The sequence below is a fragment of the Paucibacter sp. JuS9 genome, assembly GCF_044043925.2.
Lineage (GTDB): Bacteria > Pseudomonadota > Gammaproteobacteria > Burkholderiales > Burkholderiaceae_C > JAUASW01.
The window spans coordinates 2,476,464-2,493,021 of sequence record NZ_CP194172.1; the positions used below are offsets into that span (position 1 = coordinate 2,476,464).

The following is a 16,558-nucleotide window of genomic DNA, read 5'->3' on the forward strand; positions in this document are numbered from 1 at the left end:
AATGCAGGCGGTCGCAACTACCGCCCCGGGGCAGCGCGTTCGTGCTACCAGCTCAGCGACACACGCAGCGTCGTGTAGCGCCCGCGCCAGTCCGCCTGGGTGACGTCGTAGTACGGAGAGGTGCCAACGTACTCGGGCTGGCGATCGGCGACGTTGGCAATCGCCAAAGAAAGGCGCGCTTCCCTGAGGTTAGAGACGCCAAGGCCGAAGCGCTTCAAGTCCAGGGAGGCCGACAGGTCATGAACCCAGTAGTTGCCGAGGGCCCGCCCGTCCGGCGCCATGTCCCGGTAGGCCCCCAGGTAGCGACTCGTCAGGCCCAGACCCCAGGCACCTTGCTCGACCCCTGCCTGAATCCGGCCTTTCCACTTGGGCGCCCAGTAGTCGACTGCACGCAGGCTCAGGCGCTGAGTCACCGCCGCTCCTGGCGCCAGCGCGACGTCGTACTTGCTGGTGCGGGTGGCACTGGCCGATGCAGTCCACTTCGCGCCCGCAGTCTTCCAGGCATGCGCGATCTCCATATCGACGCCGGCGGTGTCCACCTTCCCGAAATTCACTTCGGCATAAAGCACGCGAGTGATCGCGCCGGGTACGCCGCCGACCGTCGGTGCGCGCGTAACGAAGCCGGGAAACAGCGCCTCGTTGTCCACTGCAGTCTGCGGCCACAGCAGCGAGATCAACCCATTGATCCTGACCTGCCAGGCGGACAGGCCGAGCCGGGTACCTGCGGCAGACTCGGGCTCCCACACCGCGCCGAGCGACATGGCCCGACCCATCTCCGGATTCAGGTTCCTATTCGTCGTCCGCAGGACTTCGCCGCCCGTGATCAGTGCATTGCCTCGCCGGGGATCCCTGAGGGCATAGGCGTCCGTGGTCAGCGACACGTCATTGACATTCGTCTGCAGCAGCGTGGGCGGCTTGAAAGACGTGGCCGTGGACGCGCGCAGCAGGCTGCCTCGCGTGGGCCGAACTTCGATCCCTGCCTGGTAGGTGTTGGCGCCACCGAAGTCACTGTAGACGTCCCGGCGCGCGGCCACCGTGAGCGCGGCCAGATCCCGCGCAGGACCGGCAGCAGCGTCGGCCCTCCACAGCGGTATCCGCGCCTCGCCGTAGACCGCGCTGTTCGAACGGCTACCGCCCACGCTGTTGCCGCCTCGGATGGCGGAGAGGTAGCGGTCATGTGCCGTTTCTGCGCCGACGATGACGTCAACGCTGCCTGTGGGCAAGGTCAGCGCCGATCCGCGGACGAACACACTGGCCTGGTCCTTGCGACCACGCCCATCGCGATTCGAGTCCTGCCAGATCGCCTGCAGCACCTCGTCGCTGGCCGCACGACCAGCGGTAAACGGATTGAGCGCGGTGGCCGGCGTCGAAGACGCCAGCGCGGCGGTGCGCGCGGCCACATTCGCGGTGGTGTTGGACAGGGTATTGAGTCCATCGTCCCGCGTGGTCGAGGCGGTCGCCTCCAACTCCCATCCCGGCCCCAGATCGCCGCGAACCCCCAACAGGATGCGCTTGAAGTCGGTCTCGCGGTGCAAGGTTTCCGCACCGTTCTCCAATCCAAGCCGGCCGTTGACGCGCACCGCCACACCGAAGGGGTTGTAGGGATTGGTCGCCGGTACCAGGACGTTGTTGAGCAGCAGGCCGGCCTGCTCGGCATGGAGCCGCTCACGCGCCAGCGTCACTTCGCCGAACGCTGTCCAGGCCTCACTGAGATGACGCTCGCCACCGGCATGCAGGCCGAAGGTCTCGAAGCCATGGACCAGCGCACTGCCGTGGCCATTGGCCATCGAATTGCACAAGTTCGCTTGGCCCGATGTCGCCGCAAAGCTGGCGACGGTGAGCGGCTGCCCCGCTACAACCGAAGGGATGCCAGCGAAGGTGCTGTTCAAACCCGGCAGATTCGCGGCGGTCGAACTGCTCACCGTGCCTGGCGTGCAAAACCGCGTCCGACCATCCACGCCCCCGAAGCGGCGGTAGTCCCCATCTGAAAAATACCCGCGCTCGGACATCGTCAGCGGGCTGGCCTTGCGGTAAGAGCCCAGCACCAGGAACGAGCCCGTTTCATCGGTGCCGCCCGTGCCCAGGGACACGCTGCCGTCGCCAACGCCTCTGGCAGAGCCCGCCCGCGCGTCGAGCACGATGCCATCGATCTGCTTCTTGAGAATGATATTGACCACGCCTGCCAGCGCATCACCGCCGTACACGGCAGACGATCCGACAGGCACGATCTCGACCCGCTCAACGGCCGCCATGGGGATCACGCTGAGATTGAAGAAGTTGCCCGGCGACGACCCCGCTGCCTGCAATCGACGGCCGTTGACCAGCACCAGCGTCGATCCCAGCGGCAGCCCGCGCAATTGCACCGAGCCTTGCCCGTTCGTCTGGCTTGATCCGCCCTCACCCGGGTTCATCGAGACCTCGTTCAGTCCGCTCAAGAAGCGATCCAGCGTCGGTTGACCGCTGCGCTCGATATCCGCCCGGGTGTAGACATTGACCGGCGTCGGACCCTCCGCGTCGATGCGCTTGAGGCGGGATCCGGTGACCTCGACACGCGTGAGCGACGTCGGGGCTGCAGCGGTGTCGGCGGCCCTCCCGCGCGCAGCATCGGTCAGCGTTGCAGGAGAAGCCTGCGCAAGGACCGCAACGGGAGCGGTGCCAGACTCTCCCGCGCGCCCTGGCTTGCCGGCCGGAGTCGATGGACGGGGAGCAGAGGCTGGCGAGGTCCTCGCAGCCCGGATCACGATCGGACCGTCCGGCATCACCGTCAACACCAGGTCTGAGCCCTCCAAGGCCCGCGCCACCGCCTCCTCTGCCGTCAGTTGTCCCGACACTGCGCGAGCGCTTCGTCCGTTGACCTTGTCGGGATCGAAGATGACGGAGATACCGGTTTGCCGGGCGATGGCGCGCAGCGATTCAGCCAGTGGCTGCGAAGGCTGATCAATGCGATGGCGCACTGCATTGACGGCATCCGCCGCGCAGGCCAGGCCGCAACAGAGGATCAGTGCGATGACCGTGCCATCCCGAAAGTGATTGCTGCTCAGGCGCGCGCCATGGAAGATCTTGCGAATCATTCTTGCCTCTCGTCTTGTTGTGGGGTGATAACAAGATGACGAGAGCACCGAATGATTTCCGTCAGGGCTACTCCTAATGAGTGGTGGCCAGCTCAAGACGTCCCGCATGTTCATGGACCTGCAGTCCATGAAGCGCGGCGATAGCCCGCGCGAAGGCGGGGCTGTCGCTGGTTTGGTACAGACCGCTCACGCGCAGCGCGGTCGCATCACCGATCAACACCATCGGCGTGCGCGTGTAGCGATTCATCTCGGCCACCGCCTCAGGCAGTGGGATGTTGTCGAACACGATCTCACCGCGTTTCCATGCGACCAGGCGGTCGAGATGAGGTCGATCCAGATGCTCCATCGCAGGAACGCCGGGCCTTCCTTGAGTACCGACCAGCAGCATGCGATCACCCGCCTGCATCGTCACCGGCTGCGCCGAAGCTACGCCCTGCCCCGCGTCGCCGACGGCGGAGCGCACGCTGATTTGCCCTTCGATCAAGGTCACCGCCACCGGTTCATCGCGGTGATCTGTGCTGCGGCCGGGCAGGCGCACCGCAAAGACGGTGCCAATGGCACGCACTTCGCTGTCGGCCACGCGCACAACGAACGGGCGATACGGGTCCTTGGCGACCTCGAAGATCGCTTCGCCCCACTCGACGCGCACTGATCTTCGAGCAGAGTCGATCTCCACGCGGACCTGGGTGTCCGTGTTCAGGGACAGGCGGGTGCCGTCCTCCAGCAACAACAGCTGCTGCTCGCCAACCTTGGTGGCGTAGACATCCACGCCCCACCACCGATGCGCCGCGAATGCTGCCGCGGCGATCAACACCGCCAGCAGGCCCGCCAGCGGCCACCGCATGCGTGCCCACCTGCGTTCGCCCGCCAGGGCGGCATTCAATGACCGGGCCGCAACGCCGGCGTAGACGTCCGCCACGCTGACGCCCTCCACCTCCTGCCAGACATCGGTGCATTTCTCGAAAGCGTGGCGATGGGCGGCGGAACGCGACAGCCACTCGCGCAGCTCCTGTTCCATCTCAGGCGACCTGCTGGGACCGTGAAGACGGGCGATCCAGGTCGCAGCCTCTGCAGCGATCTTGCGCGTCACGACGGGCGCAGGATCGCCGCCCGTGCTATCCGACCCGTCCAGGCTGTTCATGCCACCGGCTCCCATCTCACCAGCCCTCCATCCACTGCATCACCGCCATCGTAGCCTTGGCCATATGCTTCTCGACGGCGCTGACGCTCATCCCGTGGTGCTGCGCAATCTCCGGATACGTCATGCCGTCCAAGCGATGCGCCAGGTAGATCCGGCGCGTCTTGACGCCGACGTCCATCAGACTCTCGGCGAGTCGTGCCAGCCGCTCTTTCGCCAACACAGTGGCCTCGGTGGTCGGCACCGGGTCGGCCCGCACCAACTCGTCGAGCGTCATCTCTTCAAGCAGCACCAGTTCGCCGCGATTTCGCTGCACCCGATAGGCGTCGATCGCCAGGTTCAGCGCCGTTCGCATCAAAAAGGCATCGGGCTTCATCACCGTGTGCTTGAGCTCGTAGCACATGAGCTTCAGGTAGGCTTCCTGAGCCAGGTCATCGGCGTCGTCGCTCGTGCAACCACGGTGCATTAGCGCAGCCTTCACGCGCGAGAACAGGGCTCGCCAATCCTTGACCGTTGCCATGGAACCTCCCGTTCCAGCCCGAAGCCATCGGAGTTGATCGCCACGATCTTAGGCCAGCGGCCCTGAGCGGGAAACCCCACAGCGCCAGCCACATTCGGCGTGAGCACCGAGAGCCGAACGAATACCGCCACGTTCGAAGGCCAGCCAACAGCTTCCGGCCGACTGTTTCATCTGGCCGCACGCAGCACCGTCACGAGCTAACAACCTCGGATCCAGACGCCATTGCCCAGGAAGAACGCTTCGTTGCGGCAAATCGAAGCGGCGTGGAGACGCGCACCACGTCAAGTGCGGATTTTCCGAACGGCGGAATTCAAACCCTCATCAGCTCTTGAAAGCACACACAGACATCAACATCATTCCGTACGCGCAAGACGCAGTCAACGCACTGAGTCAGCGTCTGCAGGGAGCACACCGTGACGCACCGAAACACAGCCAACATCGCGTCAATCACCGGAGAACACGCGGGGAAACTCCCGCAACATGTCGCGCCCGCTGCCCGGCTCCGCCTGATCGCTGTGCCGTCCGGCGTGGCGGCAAGTCGGACCCGGCGGGTCCATGGCAACGCCCATGCGCAGTCCTGGACCTTGTTCGCCACACGCGAGCAATTCGACGCATTCCTGGCCACCGATCCGCTGCGCTTCGACGACCCGATCCGCTTTGCGCAGCTCAGAAAGGAGTTCGCCCATGTCTTTGACAGTCCCACTTCGCATGAGCATTCGGGAGCGCGCGCGAACGGCGAACTACCCAGCCCAAGCCTTGGACGCCATCGTGCAGATCCCTGCGGCGACAGATCCGCCGGAACTCCTCGTCAGGTTGGTCAATGCCACGGCGGCGATTGGCGCCAGCGCGAGCCTGTTTTCCGCGGCCATCCCAGAGGGCGGCCCTGAACCCTCCTGCCTCACCCTCTTCGCCTGCCACCCAGACTACGCGCCTGCGCAAGACGGCCTCGGGCCCATCCTGACGCACCCCTGGTTCCGATTCGCACGCACGCACACGATCCCCGGCACCGACCGCCAGGTGAGGATCGAAGAAGGCGCAGACCAAGAGGCCATCAATCTCGCAAGCCAGTATGGATTCCGTTCCTGCTTCATCGTGCCAACGCCAGCCGGCGCCAACCTCAACCGAATCGAAATGCTCTGCCTTGGCAGCGACGAAGCCGATGACTTCGAAGGCGCCGAAGCCCAAATCGTGCGCACACTCGCCCGGTCGCTCGCCGCCGAACTGCACGACTGGCTGACCCGCTACCTCCAGCAGCGATTGCGAACGGCCGCGAAGCTCAAGGGATCGGACGTGGACCTGCTCGCGATGGAATGGCGAGGCCTCGGCACCAAAGAGATCGCACAGCTGACCGGCCTGAGCATCGCCTCCATCGACTCACGTTTTCAGCGCATCAACACCCGCCTGCACTGTGCAGGAAGGAAGGCCTCCGCAACCCGGGCTGCCGCCTACGGACTGCTGGAGGAAACTTAGCCTCAGGCGTTCGGTCGGCGTCCCGACCAGAAGCCGCAGACTCGGCACCGAACTGGAACTCACGCCGTTCCCACGCGCTTCAAGCAGGCGTCGTGAAGACCGCTCTGCAGCGTGCCGCTCGCAAGCCTGTCAGCCCTCCTTGGAGCCGGCGACGTCTAGCGCGCGTCGGGTACTGAAGTCGATACTCGTTCCATCAATGCGCACGACGAAGAAGCAGGACGTATGACCGGGGTGATCTCGGTCCATCCGCCGTTCGAAGTGTGAGACGCCCAGGCCAGCCTTTGTGGGCTCGTCGGCACTGAGCACTGAGTCATAGACTTGAAGCAGCGCCGCAAGGTCACCGTGGTCGTTGGAGTCAACAACCCGAGCCCCATCCGAGTGCCGGGCGAGCATCGCCTTAAAGTGGTCCACCGCGTCACCCTTTTTCGGCCAATATCGACCGTTTGGTAAGCTGATGGGCACGACTTTCCCCATGATGACACCCTTCAAGTCAGCGGCTGAATGACCTTGCCATCCCAACGGATGAGCTCGAATTTCAGGCCAGCGGTTGCTTCAAGAAATACCGATTCGTTCTCGTCGAACGACGCTGCGACGATGGATTGCAGGCCACTCTGACCACTCAACAACTGCAGAAGTGCATGCTGACTGATGGAACGCATCGAGTGTTGGCCCGGTTCGTCCATCAACAGGATTCCGGGGTGATGCCCTTCAAAGCCTCGCATCACAGAGGTTTGGTGGAGAGCCAGGAGGTAGCTCCAAATTAGCCGTACAAAGTCGCTGGCACTGGAGTCAGCGGTAAGACTCGTCTGCCCCTTCGTCTTGATAATCTGCCTGAGTTCAATCTCTGAGAGGATGGGCGTCAGCGTGTCGAGACTAATGCGAATATCGTTAATAGCCGCACTCTCATACCCGAATGAGCTGGCGTTACTCCGGAAGTACTTCTCGAACAGCGAGATGCGAGACATATCTGCGGGACTGTAGGTCTCTTTGGGAAGTTCGCGCCGCGCCGCTTGGTTGCTAGAAAGACGATCAGCAACCTCTCCAAGAGTGGCCAGCAAAGATGCGGCCAGAAGTTCAAAGGCCTTGAGGTTGGACAACTCCAGTTCGATCTGGATTTGCCGGCGCACAATGGCGCGGGACTCCGCGACGCCATTGCTGACGTCTCCCCGTAGCGAATTGCGATAGTCATGTGTTGCTGCGAGCCGCGCCGCGACGTCCGCTACCGCGATTTCGGATTGCCGAATCTCCTCCAGAGCACCGTTGATCTGGCTCTGGAGCATCAGCCGCTGGCTGTCCAGGTACTTGATGTTCGTATCCAGGTCCATCTGCGGACCCGAGACGATTCCCGAGAGAAGAGTGTCTTCAACCGCTTGGTGACAAGTAGGGCAATGATCGGTAGCAACTTCGAGCTCCAACTGAGCTCCCAAGACGCGCAACTTGAGAGCCGTCTTGTTTCGCTCCAAATCCTCGCTGGCTTCCGTGAGCAGTTGCCGCAACTCTGCCAGGGACGCCTTCTGCAGAGTGAGGTTTGTCGTGGCGCGTTCATGCAGCACGCTCAGCCGTTGGAGTTCGGCCGATGCCGAATCGAGCTCCTGTAGAGCCTCCGCGCCGGAAGCTTTTCCATATGCTTCCGCCTTCGCCCCAAGTGAGGCGTGATCAGTCCGCATTGCGCTCACATGGTCGGCGAGCGACGTCTGGGTCTTGCCGTTCGACTTCACGAGCCGAACCGTCGAGGCATCGAACATCGCCGTCGCGGAAGACGAAAGCCCTTCGACAACAACTCCATTGGCGGTCGCTGCCTGCCGCAGCGTGTCGTACGCCTTCCGCCAATCCGAGTCTATTGTGACCGACTCAGCATCCAGCTTCGCACGCTGCGCTTGGCGCTCGAACACGCTCAGGCCCAGCAAGAACTCGGTCACCCGGATGCGTGCATCTCGAATCCCGAAGAAGGGAACGTTCGCTATGTAGTCCGTCCAGCCTCGCTTCTGCTCCACAGCCAGCGCAGCGAAGATGGTCTGCAGATAGAGCTTGGCCATGCCCCCGGCCGTTGTTGGCACCAAGGGGAGCTGGTAGCCCATAAACTCTTCGAGGAAAAGGAAGAACCCTTCTTCCTTCTGCGCACTGCCTGCGTCAAAAAGGTATGTCGGGCGAGGCGCTCCCAGCACAACACCGGCCGTCAGGTGTGCGCCCTCGAACACTTCAACGAGTTTGGGATGGCGGACGGCATCACGAATCGCGCGGCGCAGAGTAACGATTCGGCCGCTGGCGTTCTCCAGCTCGAGGAGTACCTCCGACATGTCAACCTGAGTTCGCGTCTCGCCCTGCAGGAAGTAGTCTTTGACGGCGTAGTTGAGGACTTTCTCTCCTTTTCCACCAATGAGCTCCTCCATACCTAGCCCATAAATCAGGCAGTTGAAGAGCGTACTCTTCCCGCTAGAGTTACTGCCACGGATGACGGTCAGGCCGCGGCCAAACTGGAACTTGAAGCCGAACTCGCCTTCGGCGGTCGCGATCCTCAGCTTGATTGCACGGATGTTCATGCCGACTCCCATCCCTTTGCTACCTGGTCGACCATAGCTTCGGTTATGTCTTTACCAATCTGCGTCAGTAGGGCCCGTTCCTTCGCAAAGGCGTCGGAGTCCTTGAGAACTGCAGCGATGAAGACCTTGCCCTTATCTGACATCTGGTACCCGGTCGATGTCGGGCGCAATAGATCCTCCGCAAGAGCGAGCCGAATGGCAATGGCGAGTGCTGGGTCGAAGCCCCAGGCAGTCATGTGCAGGACCTTTGCTTTCGCCGCGTCCACAAGCTTTTGGATTCGATCGGTCCTCTTGAGAGCCCAATTGAACAGATGCAGCCGCGGCAAAGTGGACTTACCACCGCGGGAGGACATCTGAAGTACGAGTAGCAGTTGGGTGATCTTGTATAGCGGGCGGTGCTCCACCAGGACTGGAGATGGCCGGCGCACGAAGCGTAGGCGACGCATTTCGACGGCGAGCTCAGCCATAGTCGACCTCGCACACGGCGATCCACCTGGAGACCATTAGTCTTGCGATTTGCGCGGCGCCCGTTTCGTCAATGGCTGGCGCCAGCTCCCTGACGATGCGTTCAGTCAGGCCATTTCGAATTTTGTCGGTCAGTTCCTGAGGCGTGCCCTCCCAGGTGGAGCAAGCCTCGACCACGTGTGCCTCGTATCCGTTGATGAGCCTCGCAAGGCGCGAGTGAACAGAGGGGGCCTCTTCATTGATCCGTCGAAAGTGGGCGTCGTGCTCGAGGAATTCCTTCAGCGTCTGCTGAGCAAGCTTCTCGGCCAGCGTCCCGACCTTCCCCGATGCAACTCGACCCTCAAGTCGGGCCCGTGTCTTTCGAATGACGTTCGCTTCGTACTCAGCCGCACTGCCTTCCAACGCAGGGAGCGTCGTGGACAGCCCGCCGAAGTCCATGGCCTTGCCCGTCGCCAGCAGCATCTCCTGAATTTCGGCCGCATAGTGGTCGCCGTCATGGACCAGGACTTGGAAGTCCGACTCAAGGATCGATAGGCCCCACCCCCTGACTTCAGCCTCTTTTGCTTGAGCATGCTTCAGCAGGTCGTTGTGCGCGATGGTTGGCGTGACCAAATACCACCTGCGCAACTTCGTTGGCCCCAAGACCTTTGCCAGGTCAGCCTCGTTGGTCTGGAGCTTTTTCAGGTCCGCCGTGATCTTGTCGCGCTGTTTCTCGTACAGGTCTTTGGCGGGGTAAGCTTTATCTGGGCAGTAACACTGATAACCACAGCCCGAGCTCTTGGTAAAGCCCTCAAGACCGTAGTCACCCGGTGTGGCCGGAATGTTCAGATAGCCATCAGCCGCGAACTTCCGCTTGAATACCAACTGGCAGAGCCGCTCCCAACTGTTTCCGTCGAACGGGCCATAGGGGGTATGAAACACGGTAGCGTCGTCGCTAGCGCTTACCTGGCATCCCGGGACGGGATACCCCCAGCTACCGTCTTCAATAGATGCGGTGCGGGCGTGATTCGGCGAACGCCGATAGAAGTGGGTAGCCAAATGCGCAAGCGGTTCTCCCATATCGCCACCGATGCGGACGCTGCGCAAACCTGCCGCACGGTGTTTAGTTTGCGAGCATTGTTCGATACATATGGTTGCTTGTAAAGCGGGCTCCCTCCGAGCGCGCATTTCGGACTTGGCAAAGAACGGAGCATGAGGCGCCGCGTCGGATATGCCGAACGTTCTAGCAAGCCGGAGGGGAGCATGAGTGGCAGACACACGCATACTGTACACAAATACAGTGCAATTTCTTTTCTAGTGCTCGGAATTTTCCCGTTAGCGCTCAGATTGCGAGGTCTGCACCCAGTCTGGATCAAGCCGTACGCCCCTCGATGGCTGCGACCGAGCATCCTACGTTTGTTGGCCGCAGGCCCTCGCACAGCCCTTGCATAGACAAGCGCTACCTCGGCGCAAGCTCCAGCCGATCCGAGCGCTCGCGCACGGTCAAACCATGCAGGGTAGCCACAGCTCGCGCGAAGCTCGCGTTGTCGCCAGTCTTGAACACCCCGCTGATCCGCAGGCCGCCAAGCACGGCCGCATCTGCCAGCCTGATCGGCGTTGTGCTGTAGCGATTCATCTCACCCACTGCCTCAGCCAGGGATGCGTCGTCGAAGATCGCCTCGCCGCGCTTCCAGGCCAGCACCTGATCCACGCGGGGTCGGTCGACCTGCGGCTTAAGCACGGTGCCCGCCTGAGCACGAGGCCGGCCAGCGATTCGCACGCGCTGGCCCGGCAACATCTCCATGGTCGGCACAAGGTCTGGGGGAGGTATGCCGTCAGCCGCACCGCGCACCAACACCCTGCCCTCCACAAGCGTGACGTCCACCGCGTTTCGGCTGCCCGCGAAGGCTGGCGTGTAGCGCACCACGAAGGCTGTGCCCGTGGCCGTCACCTCGGAACCTGCGGCACGAACAACGAATGGCCGGCCCGCGTCCTTCGCCACCTCGAACAGCGCCTCGCCAACTTCTACCTCCACCGTGCGTAGCGAAACTCCAAGCACTGCCCTGACCCGCGTCGATGTGTTCAGGGACATCCGCGTCCCGTCCTGCAGCATCACGACGCGCTGCTCGCCGACACCGGTGTCATAGGTGTCCCCGCCCTGCCAAGGTTTGAGCACCAGCACGCTGAGCAGGGCCGCAGCCGTCAGCGCCGCCGCGAACGGCCATGGTCTGAGGCGCCCGGTCCTCGCCGCGCCCCTAGGCCCGTTGGTTACTGCAGCACGAGCAACTACCGCCCGGTCCGCGCCCGCCGCCTCCATCCAAAGGTCCGTCCCGCGCTCAAACGCCAGCCGATGCGCGGCCGAGCGCGCCTGCCACGCCCGACACGCGCGCTCCATGCGATGTGATCGGTTTGGCCCGTGCAGCCGAGCTATCCACACTGCAGCCTCGGCCGCAATCTCCCGCGTCACCAGGGGCTCAGGGCCTTCATTCGCCCTGCCCCGGTCTTCCATCGAAACCACGGCTACCAGCCTTCCATCCAGGTGATGAGCTGCAGCGTGGCCTTGGCGATGTGCTTCTCCACCGTGCTGATACTCAAGCCGTGTTGATCGGCAATCTCGCGGTAGGTCAGCCCGTCCAGGCGGTGGGCCATGAACATGTCGCGCGGCTTCTCGCCAAGGCGGGCCAGGCATTGTTCGAGCCGCACCATGCGTTCACGGCTGAGCACGATTGACTCGACAGGCGGTGAGTCGTCGACCAGGACGACTTCCTCCAGCACCACCTGCTCGCCGTGGACCACGCGCGACCGGTGCGCGTCGATGGACAGATTGATCGCTGTCTTCATCAAGAACGCCTCCGGCTCCAACACCACTTGCTCACGCTCGTAGCTGGCCAGCCGTGCCCAGGCTTCCTGGATGTAGTCGTCGGTGTCCTGGGTCGCACCACGACGCTTCAGCGCCGAACGAATGCGGGAGAAGATGGGAGGCAGATTCTTCTTCATGACGAGCACCCTCCCCGGTCATTGGCTCGGCGGGGCAAGGCCGGCCGCATCAGGACCGACCAAGTGCAACGCGGGCCGAGTCGCCTTCGGCAGCTTGGAGAACTTGAGCCGCAGTTCGTCCCGCGAAATCGTCTGCGCCACAAACGAAACCGCAGCGGCCAGATCAACGAAGGGACCATGACGCCTCACAGCACGGCTCAAGCTGAGACCCAGTTGCTCCAGATACTCGTCGCCCGCACGCACCACGGCACGGCGATGGGGGCGAAGCGCATAGAACGCCCTGAACTGCTCCAGCCACACAAGCCAGTCGGGCGACAACGCCGCCCTGCCCGCCCCAGAATCCGCCAGCAGGCGCTCCAACGAAAGCCGCGCCGGACGAACACCCGAGGCATCGCGGACTACGCGCCGAGCTTCGGCGCGGAGCACACCAACGCCGGAGGCGGCAGGCACAGAAACCTGACCCAGGCCCCACCGAAGCGGCGACAGCACCTTCACCCCTGGACACAAGACTCGAGCATCACGGTCCGCCGCACATACCAGCGAGATCCTATCGACACCTCGGCCGTCGAGATCCTCCCAGACGCTCCGCCAGAACGCCGGGCCGACCGCCGCCCCAGGCCAAGCACCGAGCGATTCCCAGTCGCCGTCTGCTCGCACGCCTAACGCCCAGGTCGCCGTCAGGTCGCTCGGAGTTCCATTGGCCGCAAGCACTTGGACGCGCAGCTCTTCGACATGCGCACTGAAGTAGTGCCAGCACAGCGCCACAGGCACCCTTGAATCCGCCTTGGTCAAGGTTCTGGTCATTGCGAACTCCCGCAGAAGACAGGCATAGCAACAGAGAAATTCCAACTATGGTTGGCGGACAAAATAGTACCAAACCAGCCCAATTTCTCCAACCATAGTTGGAGGAATTCTTGGATCTTGCAATCGCATTTGGAAGTGTTCTGCGCAGCTTGCGCAAGAAGGCCGGCCTGACGCAGGAGCAACTTGGCTTCGAATCCGAGTTGGAGCGCAACTTCATCAGCATGCTTGAGCGCGGCGAGCGACAGCCAACACTGACCACGCTCGTAAAGTTGGCGAAGCCGCTCGGCACCAAAGCATCACGGATCGTTGCTCTCGTCGAACTGGCAGTCGGCTTGTCCAGCGACGTCGGGAGACCGAGAGACCGCTAGCTAGTCCGATGCGCAATTCGCTATAAGCGATCGCATAGACCGCTCTGCCCTATTGCCGGTCAAGGCTGACCCCAGTCTTTCGCGTGGACGCTGAGTGGCAGCAACCACTGAAACCGGTCTCTGAGCGCCGCAGACCCTGACCGGCCGCTTCAGTTTAGGTTTGTCCGACATCTGCCCGTCGCGCAGCGCATGGCCACGCATCACGCCGGCCTGAGGGCAGGTGTTGGACAAACCTCGGGGGAGGAAACCGCGGCGCGTGTGGTGGCGGTTGTCGAAGGCTCGGTCGCTATGGGGATTCGGCGTTGCGAGTCCGCTGGTGCGGTGCCATCGGAGCCCAGTCGATCGCAGGGAACGACGCTGCACTGGCGGCAACGCACGGCCCACGGGCATCGGCACGCGGTGAGCTGCAGTACGCAGCCGTCGCTGAAGGCTGGCCGCACGTCGACGGCACGAGTCCACCCCGCGCCGCCTTGCGATGAGCAAGGCTCGCTGCTTGCTGAGACGTGAACTCGGTGCCCGTGCTCATGAGGGTGGCCGTCATCGGCTGTATGGCCTGAGCGTCGTCATCGACTCGATCAACAGTTCTACCAGACCCGATTCATTCCACCCAAGACGTGCTCTCGAAGATGCATTTGACAGGTCAGACCAGCAGCTGGCGAAATCGATAAACCGCTTGGGGCGGCGATCGTGCCCAACCCCGTCGCGCGAATGGAGCCCGGCTGAGCGGTTCGTATCTGGGTCCGCACCGGCAGGTGCAACAAGACCGGTTGTAGATGTGCAGTCTGTTCTCTGTCGCCCTTGCAGCTTCAGCCGACCGTCAGCCGTGGACAGATCAGAAAGGCAGTCGTCCAGAAATGCAATTCAAGTCTTGACCTGAGACGGAGTCCTTGTAGAGCGGTTTAGTCCTCAGCCTTGGAACCGGCCGCGCGAACGCGGCGAAAGCATCGTCTATGGAGCTGAAGCCGGTTCCGTGGACCCAGACCTCAACTTTGCGCCCTGGATATAGTTCGTCGCAATCGGATCAAAGAGTGGAGGACTGATGGCACTGAGCGACTTCTGGAACGGGTCGAGGCACCGGGCCCAAGCCGAACGACTAGAGCGCGATCTGAAGGCTTCGCAGTCGTCTGCCGACGAGCTTCGGAGGCGCTGCGAGGTACTGGAGGGCCAGCTGCGGCAAAGCGGTCTCCTGAGCCTGGTAGAGATCAAAGACCGAATCGAAGATGAGGAAGGCCGGCTCGCTCAGACCAAGGCACAGGTGGCGGTGGCCCAGGCCGATGTGGACGCCGCCTTTCGAAATTTGAAGGACATCCAGACGGGAATCCTGGTTGCAGAGGACACGGTGGAGCTCGAATCGTTCGCGCTGTACGAGCCCAAGTACCAGTTCACCAACAGTGCCGACTACAAGGAGCGGCTGGATGCAATCCGTGAGGAGCAGAAGGAGTCGGCCCGGCGACTGAGCAAGGAAGTCGACAGCTGGGACCACGAGGGCGTCACGCTGAAGAAGGCGGAGTGGAAGCAGTTGCGCAAGGACGTCCTGAAGCTCTCGCTGCGCGCCTTCAACAGCGAGTGCGAGAACTGCATCGAGAACGTCAAGTTCAACAACGTCGACCGAATGGAGGAACGCATTCGCCGTTCCTTCGACGCCTGCAACAAATTGCTGAAGCGGACGGAGTGCTGGTGGAAGGACGTGATCCTTGAGCGCAAGTTAGCGGAGCTACACCTGGCGCACGAGTTCCAAGTGAAGCGGGCCGGAGAGAAGGAGATGGCGCGCCAGGCTCGCGAGGATCAGCGCGAGCAGGAAAAGCTGGAGCGTGAAATCCGCGAAGCGCGTGCCAAGATCGACAAGGAGCGTCGGCACTTCGCCAGTGCGATGCAGAAACTGCAAATCCGATTGGCAAGCGCCCAGGACGAGCAAGAGCGAGAGGACCTGCAGGCACGCCTCACCGAACTGGAGCAGCAGAAAGGGGCGCTTGACGAAGAGGAGCGCCTCCTGGACTACCGCGAGCAGAACGCTCGGGCCGGCTACGTGTACGTGATATCGAACATCGGCGCGTTCGGCGAAGGGGTCTACAAGATCGGGATGACACGACGCTTGGAGCCGATGGACCGAGTCGACGAACTCGGCGATGCCTCAGTTCCATTCCGGTTCGACGTGCACGCCCTAGTGTTCTCCGACAATGCACCGGCGCTCGAGGCCAAGCTGCACGCGCACTTTGCGGTAGGGCGGATGAACAAAGTCAATGGGCGCAAAGAGTTCTTCCACGCCGACCTCAAGGAGATCGAAGCGGTGATCCGGGCGAACTACGACGCGGTGGTCGAGGTGGTGCACGCGGCGCCGGCGGAGCAATACCGCGAGAGCCTTCGGATGGGGATGCCTGCAGAGTCCATCCAGGCGGCGGAGCTGGCCGCGGTAGCAGGCGCCCTAGATTGAGCATTTTTTGTTCTGCGACCGACTCGGCGATATTACGCAAGTACACCGCATCCAGGCCGCACGGGGCTCTGCTACGCCATGAGACGTGCGCTAGTTCATGGCAAGCATCCTTTCCAGACAATGAACGATGTTGCAGGCAAGGTTGGCATGCTTGAAGTGTCGTTTCGGACTTGCTAGCGACACCGTTCATTGGTCTGCGCCCTGAGTAGGGAGCGCACGAGTACCGAAGAAGAAGACAGCAAGGACTAGCGGGAAATCAGGGGGTAACGGATGTTTGACTGGGTTTCAGCCCTTGGGGCAAAGGACTGGGTTGCAATCTACGGCGCGGCGCTGTCTAGCGCGCTGGGCTTTGTGAAGGTCTTTGAGCTGTGGCGTGATCGGTTCCGCATGGAGGTCAGCCACTCCTTTACAAGCAATCCCGAGGAAGGAAACTGCGTCCTGGTTCGCAACATTTCCGGTAGCCCATTGCTGCTCACCTATTGGGAGCTGTACTACGTAACGGGCTATTGGCCTTTGCGTTCGTTTGAGGTGATTGCGAGTCCGGACTACGACCACTCGGACTCAAAGGTAGAGGCGCATTCCACGACGACCCTGCGATTCACTGGTGCGGACTACTTCGGTTGGAGCGCGAAAGCACTCGATGGCCGACGAATCTTCATCAAGGTTTTTATCGCTGGCCGACGGGATCGCTTGTTCAAGGTCTACGCATGAGCGCCAAAAGGCGTTTTTTCAATGACGCATGAAAGGCGCCCCGGCACGAGACAGAGAACCAGGG

15 protein-coding genes and 1 pseudogene are annotated in these 16,558 nt (G+C 62.3%); 4 read left to right on the forward strand and 12 right to left on the reverse strand.

The features are described 5' to 3' along the window. Positions 1–44: 44 nt before the first annotated feature. From ABT392_RS11085 to ABT392_RS11100, 4 genes are all read right to left on the reverse strand, one after another. On the reverse strand, positions 45–3,071 hold the full coding sequence (locus ABT392_RS11085; RefSeq protein WP_334275906.1) for a TonB-dependent receptor: 3,027 nt from the start codon (positions 3,069–3,071) through the stop codon (positions 45–47). Between the two features lie 73 nt (positions 3,072–3,144). Beyond that, the gene (locus ABT392_RS11090; protein ID WP_334275907.1) at positions 3,145–4,212 is read right to left on the reverse strand and encodes a FecR family protein; all 1,068 of its coding nucleotides are present in this window, start codon (positions 4,210–4,212) and stop codon (positions 3,145–3,147) included. Between the two features lie 16 nt (positions 4,213–4,228). Further along, positions 4,229–4,729, reverse strand: coding sequence for an RNA polymerase sigma factor (locus tag ABT392_RS11095; protein ID WP_334275908.1), 501 nt, complete (start codon positions 4,727–4,729; stop codon positions 4,229–4,231). A 443-nt stretch (positions 4,730–5,172) separates the two neighbouring features. Further along, positions 5,173–5,415 (reverse strand): hypothetical protein, encoded by a 243-nt coding sequence (locus ABT392_RS11100; RefSeq protein WP_334275909.1) that lies wholly within the window; start codon positions 5,413–5,415, stop codon positions 5,173–5,175. On the opposite strand from ABT392_RS11100, the gene ABT392_RS11105 reads away from it, so the two are divergent. Continuing rightward, positions 5,414–6,199: a helix-turn-helix domain-containing protein gene (locus ABT392_RS11105; protein WP_464970975.1), complete on the forward strand. Its 786-nt coding sequence runs from the start codon at positions 5,414–5,416 to the stop codon at positions 6,197–6,199. The genes ABT392_RS11100 and ABT392_RS11105 overlap by 2 nt on opposite strands. A gap of 129 nt (positions 6,200–6,328) precedes the next feature. Here the strand turns inward: ABT392_RS11105 and ABT392_RS11110 are convergent, their stop codons facing one another. The 8 genes and pseudogenes from ABT392_RS11110 to ABT392_RS11145 all read right to left on the reverse strand — a co-directional run bounded on the left by ABT392_RS11110 (position 6,329) and on the right by ABT392_RS11145 (position 12,984). After that, complete coding sequence (locus ABT392_RS11110; protein WP_464970976.1) at positions 6,329–6,673, reverse strand: DUF3223 domain-containing protein; 345 nt, start codon at positions 6,671–6,673, stop codon at positions 6,329–6,331. A gap of 11 nt (positions 6,674–6,684) precedes the next feature. After that, positions 6,685–8,739 carry an AAA family ATPase gene (locus tag ABT392_RS11115; RefSeq protein WP_395385762.1) on the reverse strand — a complete coding sequence of 685 codons (2,055 nt, stop codon included), beginning with the start codon at positions 8,737–8,739 and terminating at the stop codon, positions 6,685–6,687. Continuing rightward, on the reverse strand, positions 8,736–9,206 hold the full coding sequence (locus tag ABT392_RS11120) for a hypothetical protein (RefSeq protein WP_395385761.1): 471 nt from the start codon (positions 9,204–9,206) through the stop codon (positions 8,736–8,738). Before ABT392_RS11120 ends, ABT392_RS11115 begins: the two co-directional genes overlap by 4 nt. Continuing rightward, entirely contained in the window at positions 9,199–10,125 is a 927-nt protein-coding gene (locus ABT392_RS11125; RefSeq protein WP_395385760.1) for a hypothetical protein, read from the reverse strand. Before ABT392_RS11125 ends, ABT392_RS11120 begins: the two co-directional genes overlap by 8 nt. Positions 10,126–10,642: 517 nt before the next feature. Further along, complete coding sequence (locus ABT392_RS11130) at positions 10,643–11,365, reverse strand: FecR family protein (protein ID WP_395386833.1); 723 nt, start codon at positions 11,363–11,365, stop codon at positions 10,643–10,645. Positions 11,366–11,527: 162 nt separating this feature from the next. Continuing rightward, positions 11,528–11,692: pseudogene (locus ABT392_RS11135) on the reverse strand (DUF4880 domain-containing protein); the annotation flags it as partial. Positions 11,693–11,703: 11 nt separating this feature from the next. Next, positions 11,704–12,180 (reverse strand): RNA polymerase sigma factor, encoded by a 477-nt coding sequence (locus ABT392_RS11140; protein ID WP_395385759.1) that lies wholly within the window; start codon positions 12,178–12,180, stop codon positions 11,704–11,706. An 18-nt stretch (positions 12,181–12,198) separates the two neighbouring features. Then, the gene (locus ABT392_RS11145; RefSeq protein ID WP_395385758.1) at positions 12,199–12,984 is read right to left on the reverse strand and encodes a transposase; all 786 of its coding nucleotides are present in this window, start codon (positions 12,982–12,984) and stop codon (positions 12,199–12,201) included. Between the two features lie 110 nt (positions 12,985–13,094). Between ABT392_RS11145 and ABT392_RS11150 the strand changes: the two genes are divergently transcribed. From ABT392_RS11150 to ABT392_RS11160, 3 genes are all read left to right on the forward strand, one after another. Then, a complete protein-coding gene (locus tag ABT392_RS11150) occupies positions 13,095–13,352 on the forward strand; it encodes a helix-turn-helix domain-containing protein (protein WP_395385757.1) in 258 nt (85 codons plus the stop codon). Positions 13,353–14,391: 1,039 nt separating this feature from the next. Continuing rightward, entirely contained in the window at positions 14,392–15,783 is a 1,392-nt protein-coding gene (locus ABT392_RS11155) for an SNIPE associated domain-containing protein (protein WP_395385756.1), read from the forward strand. 270 nt (positions 15,784–16,053) lie between these two features. Further along, positions 16,054–16,494, forward strand: coding sequence for a hypothetical protein (locus ABT392_RS11160; RefSeq protein WP_395385755.1), 441 nt, complete (start codon positions 16,054–16,056; stop codon positions 16,492–16,494). Positions 16,495–16,558 lie beyond the last annotated feature (64 nt).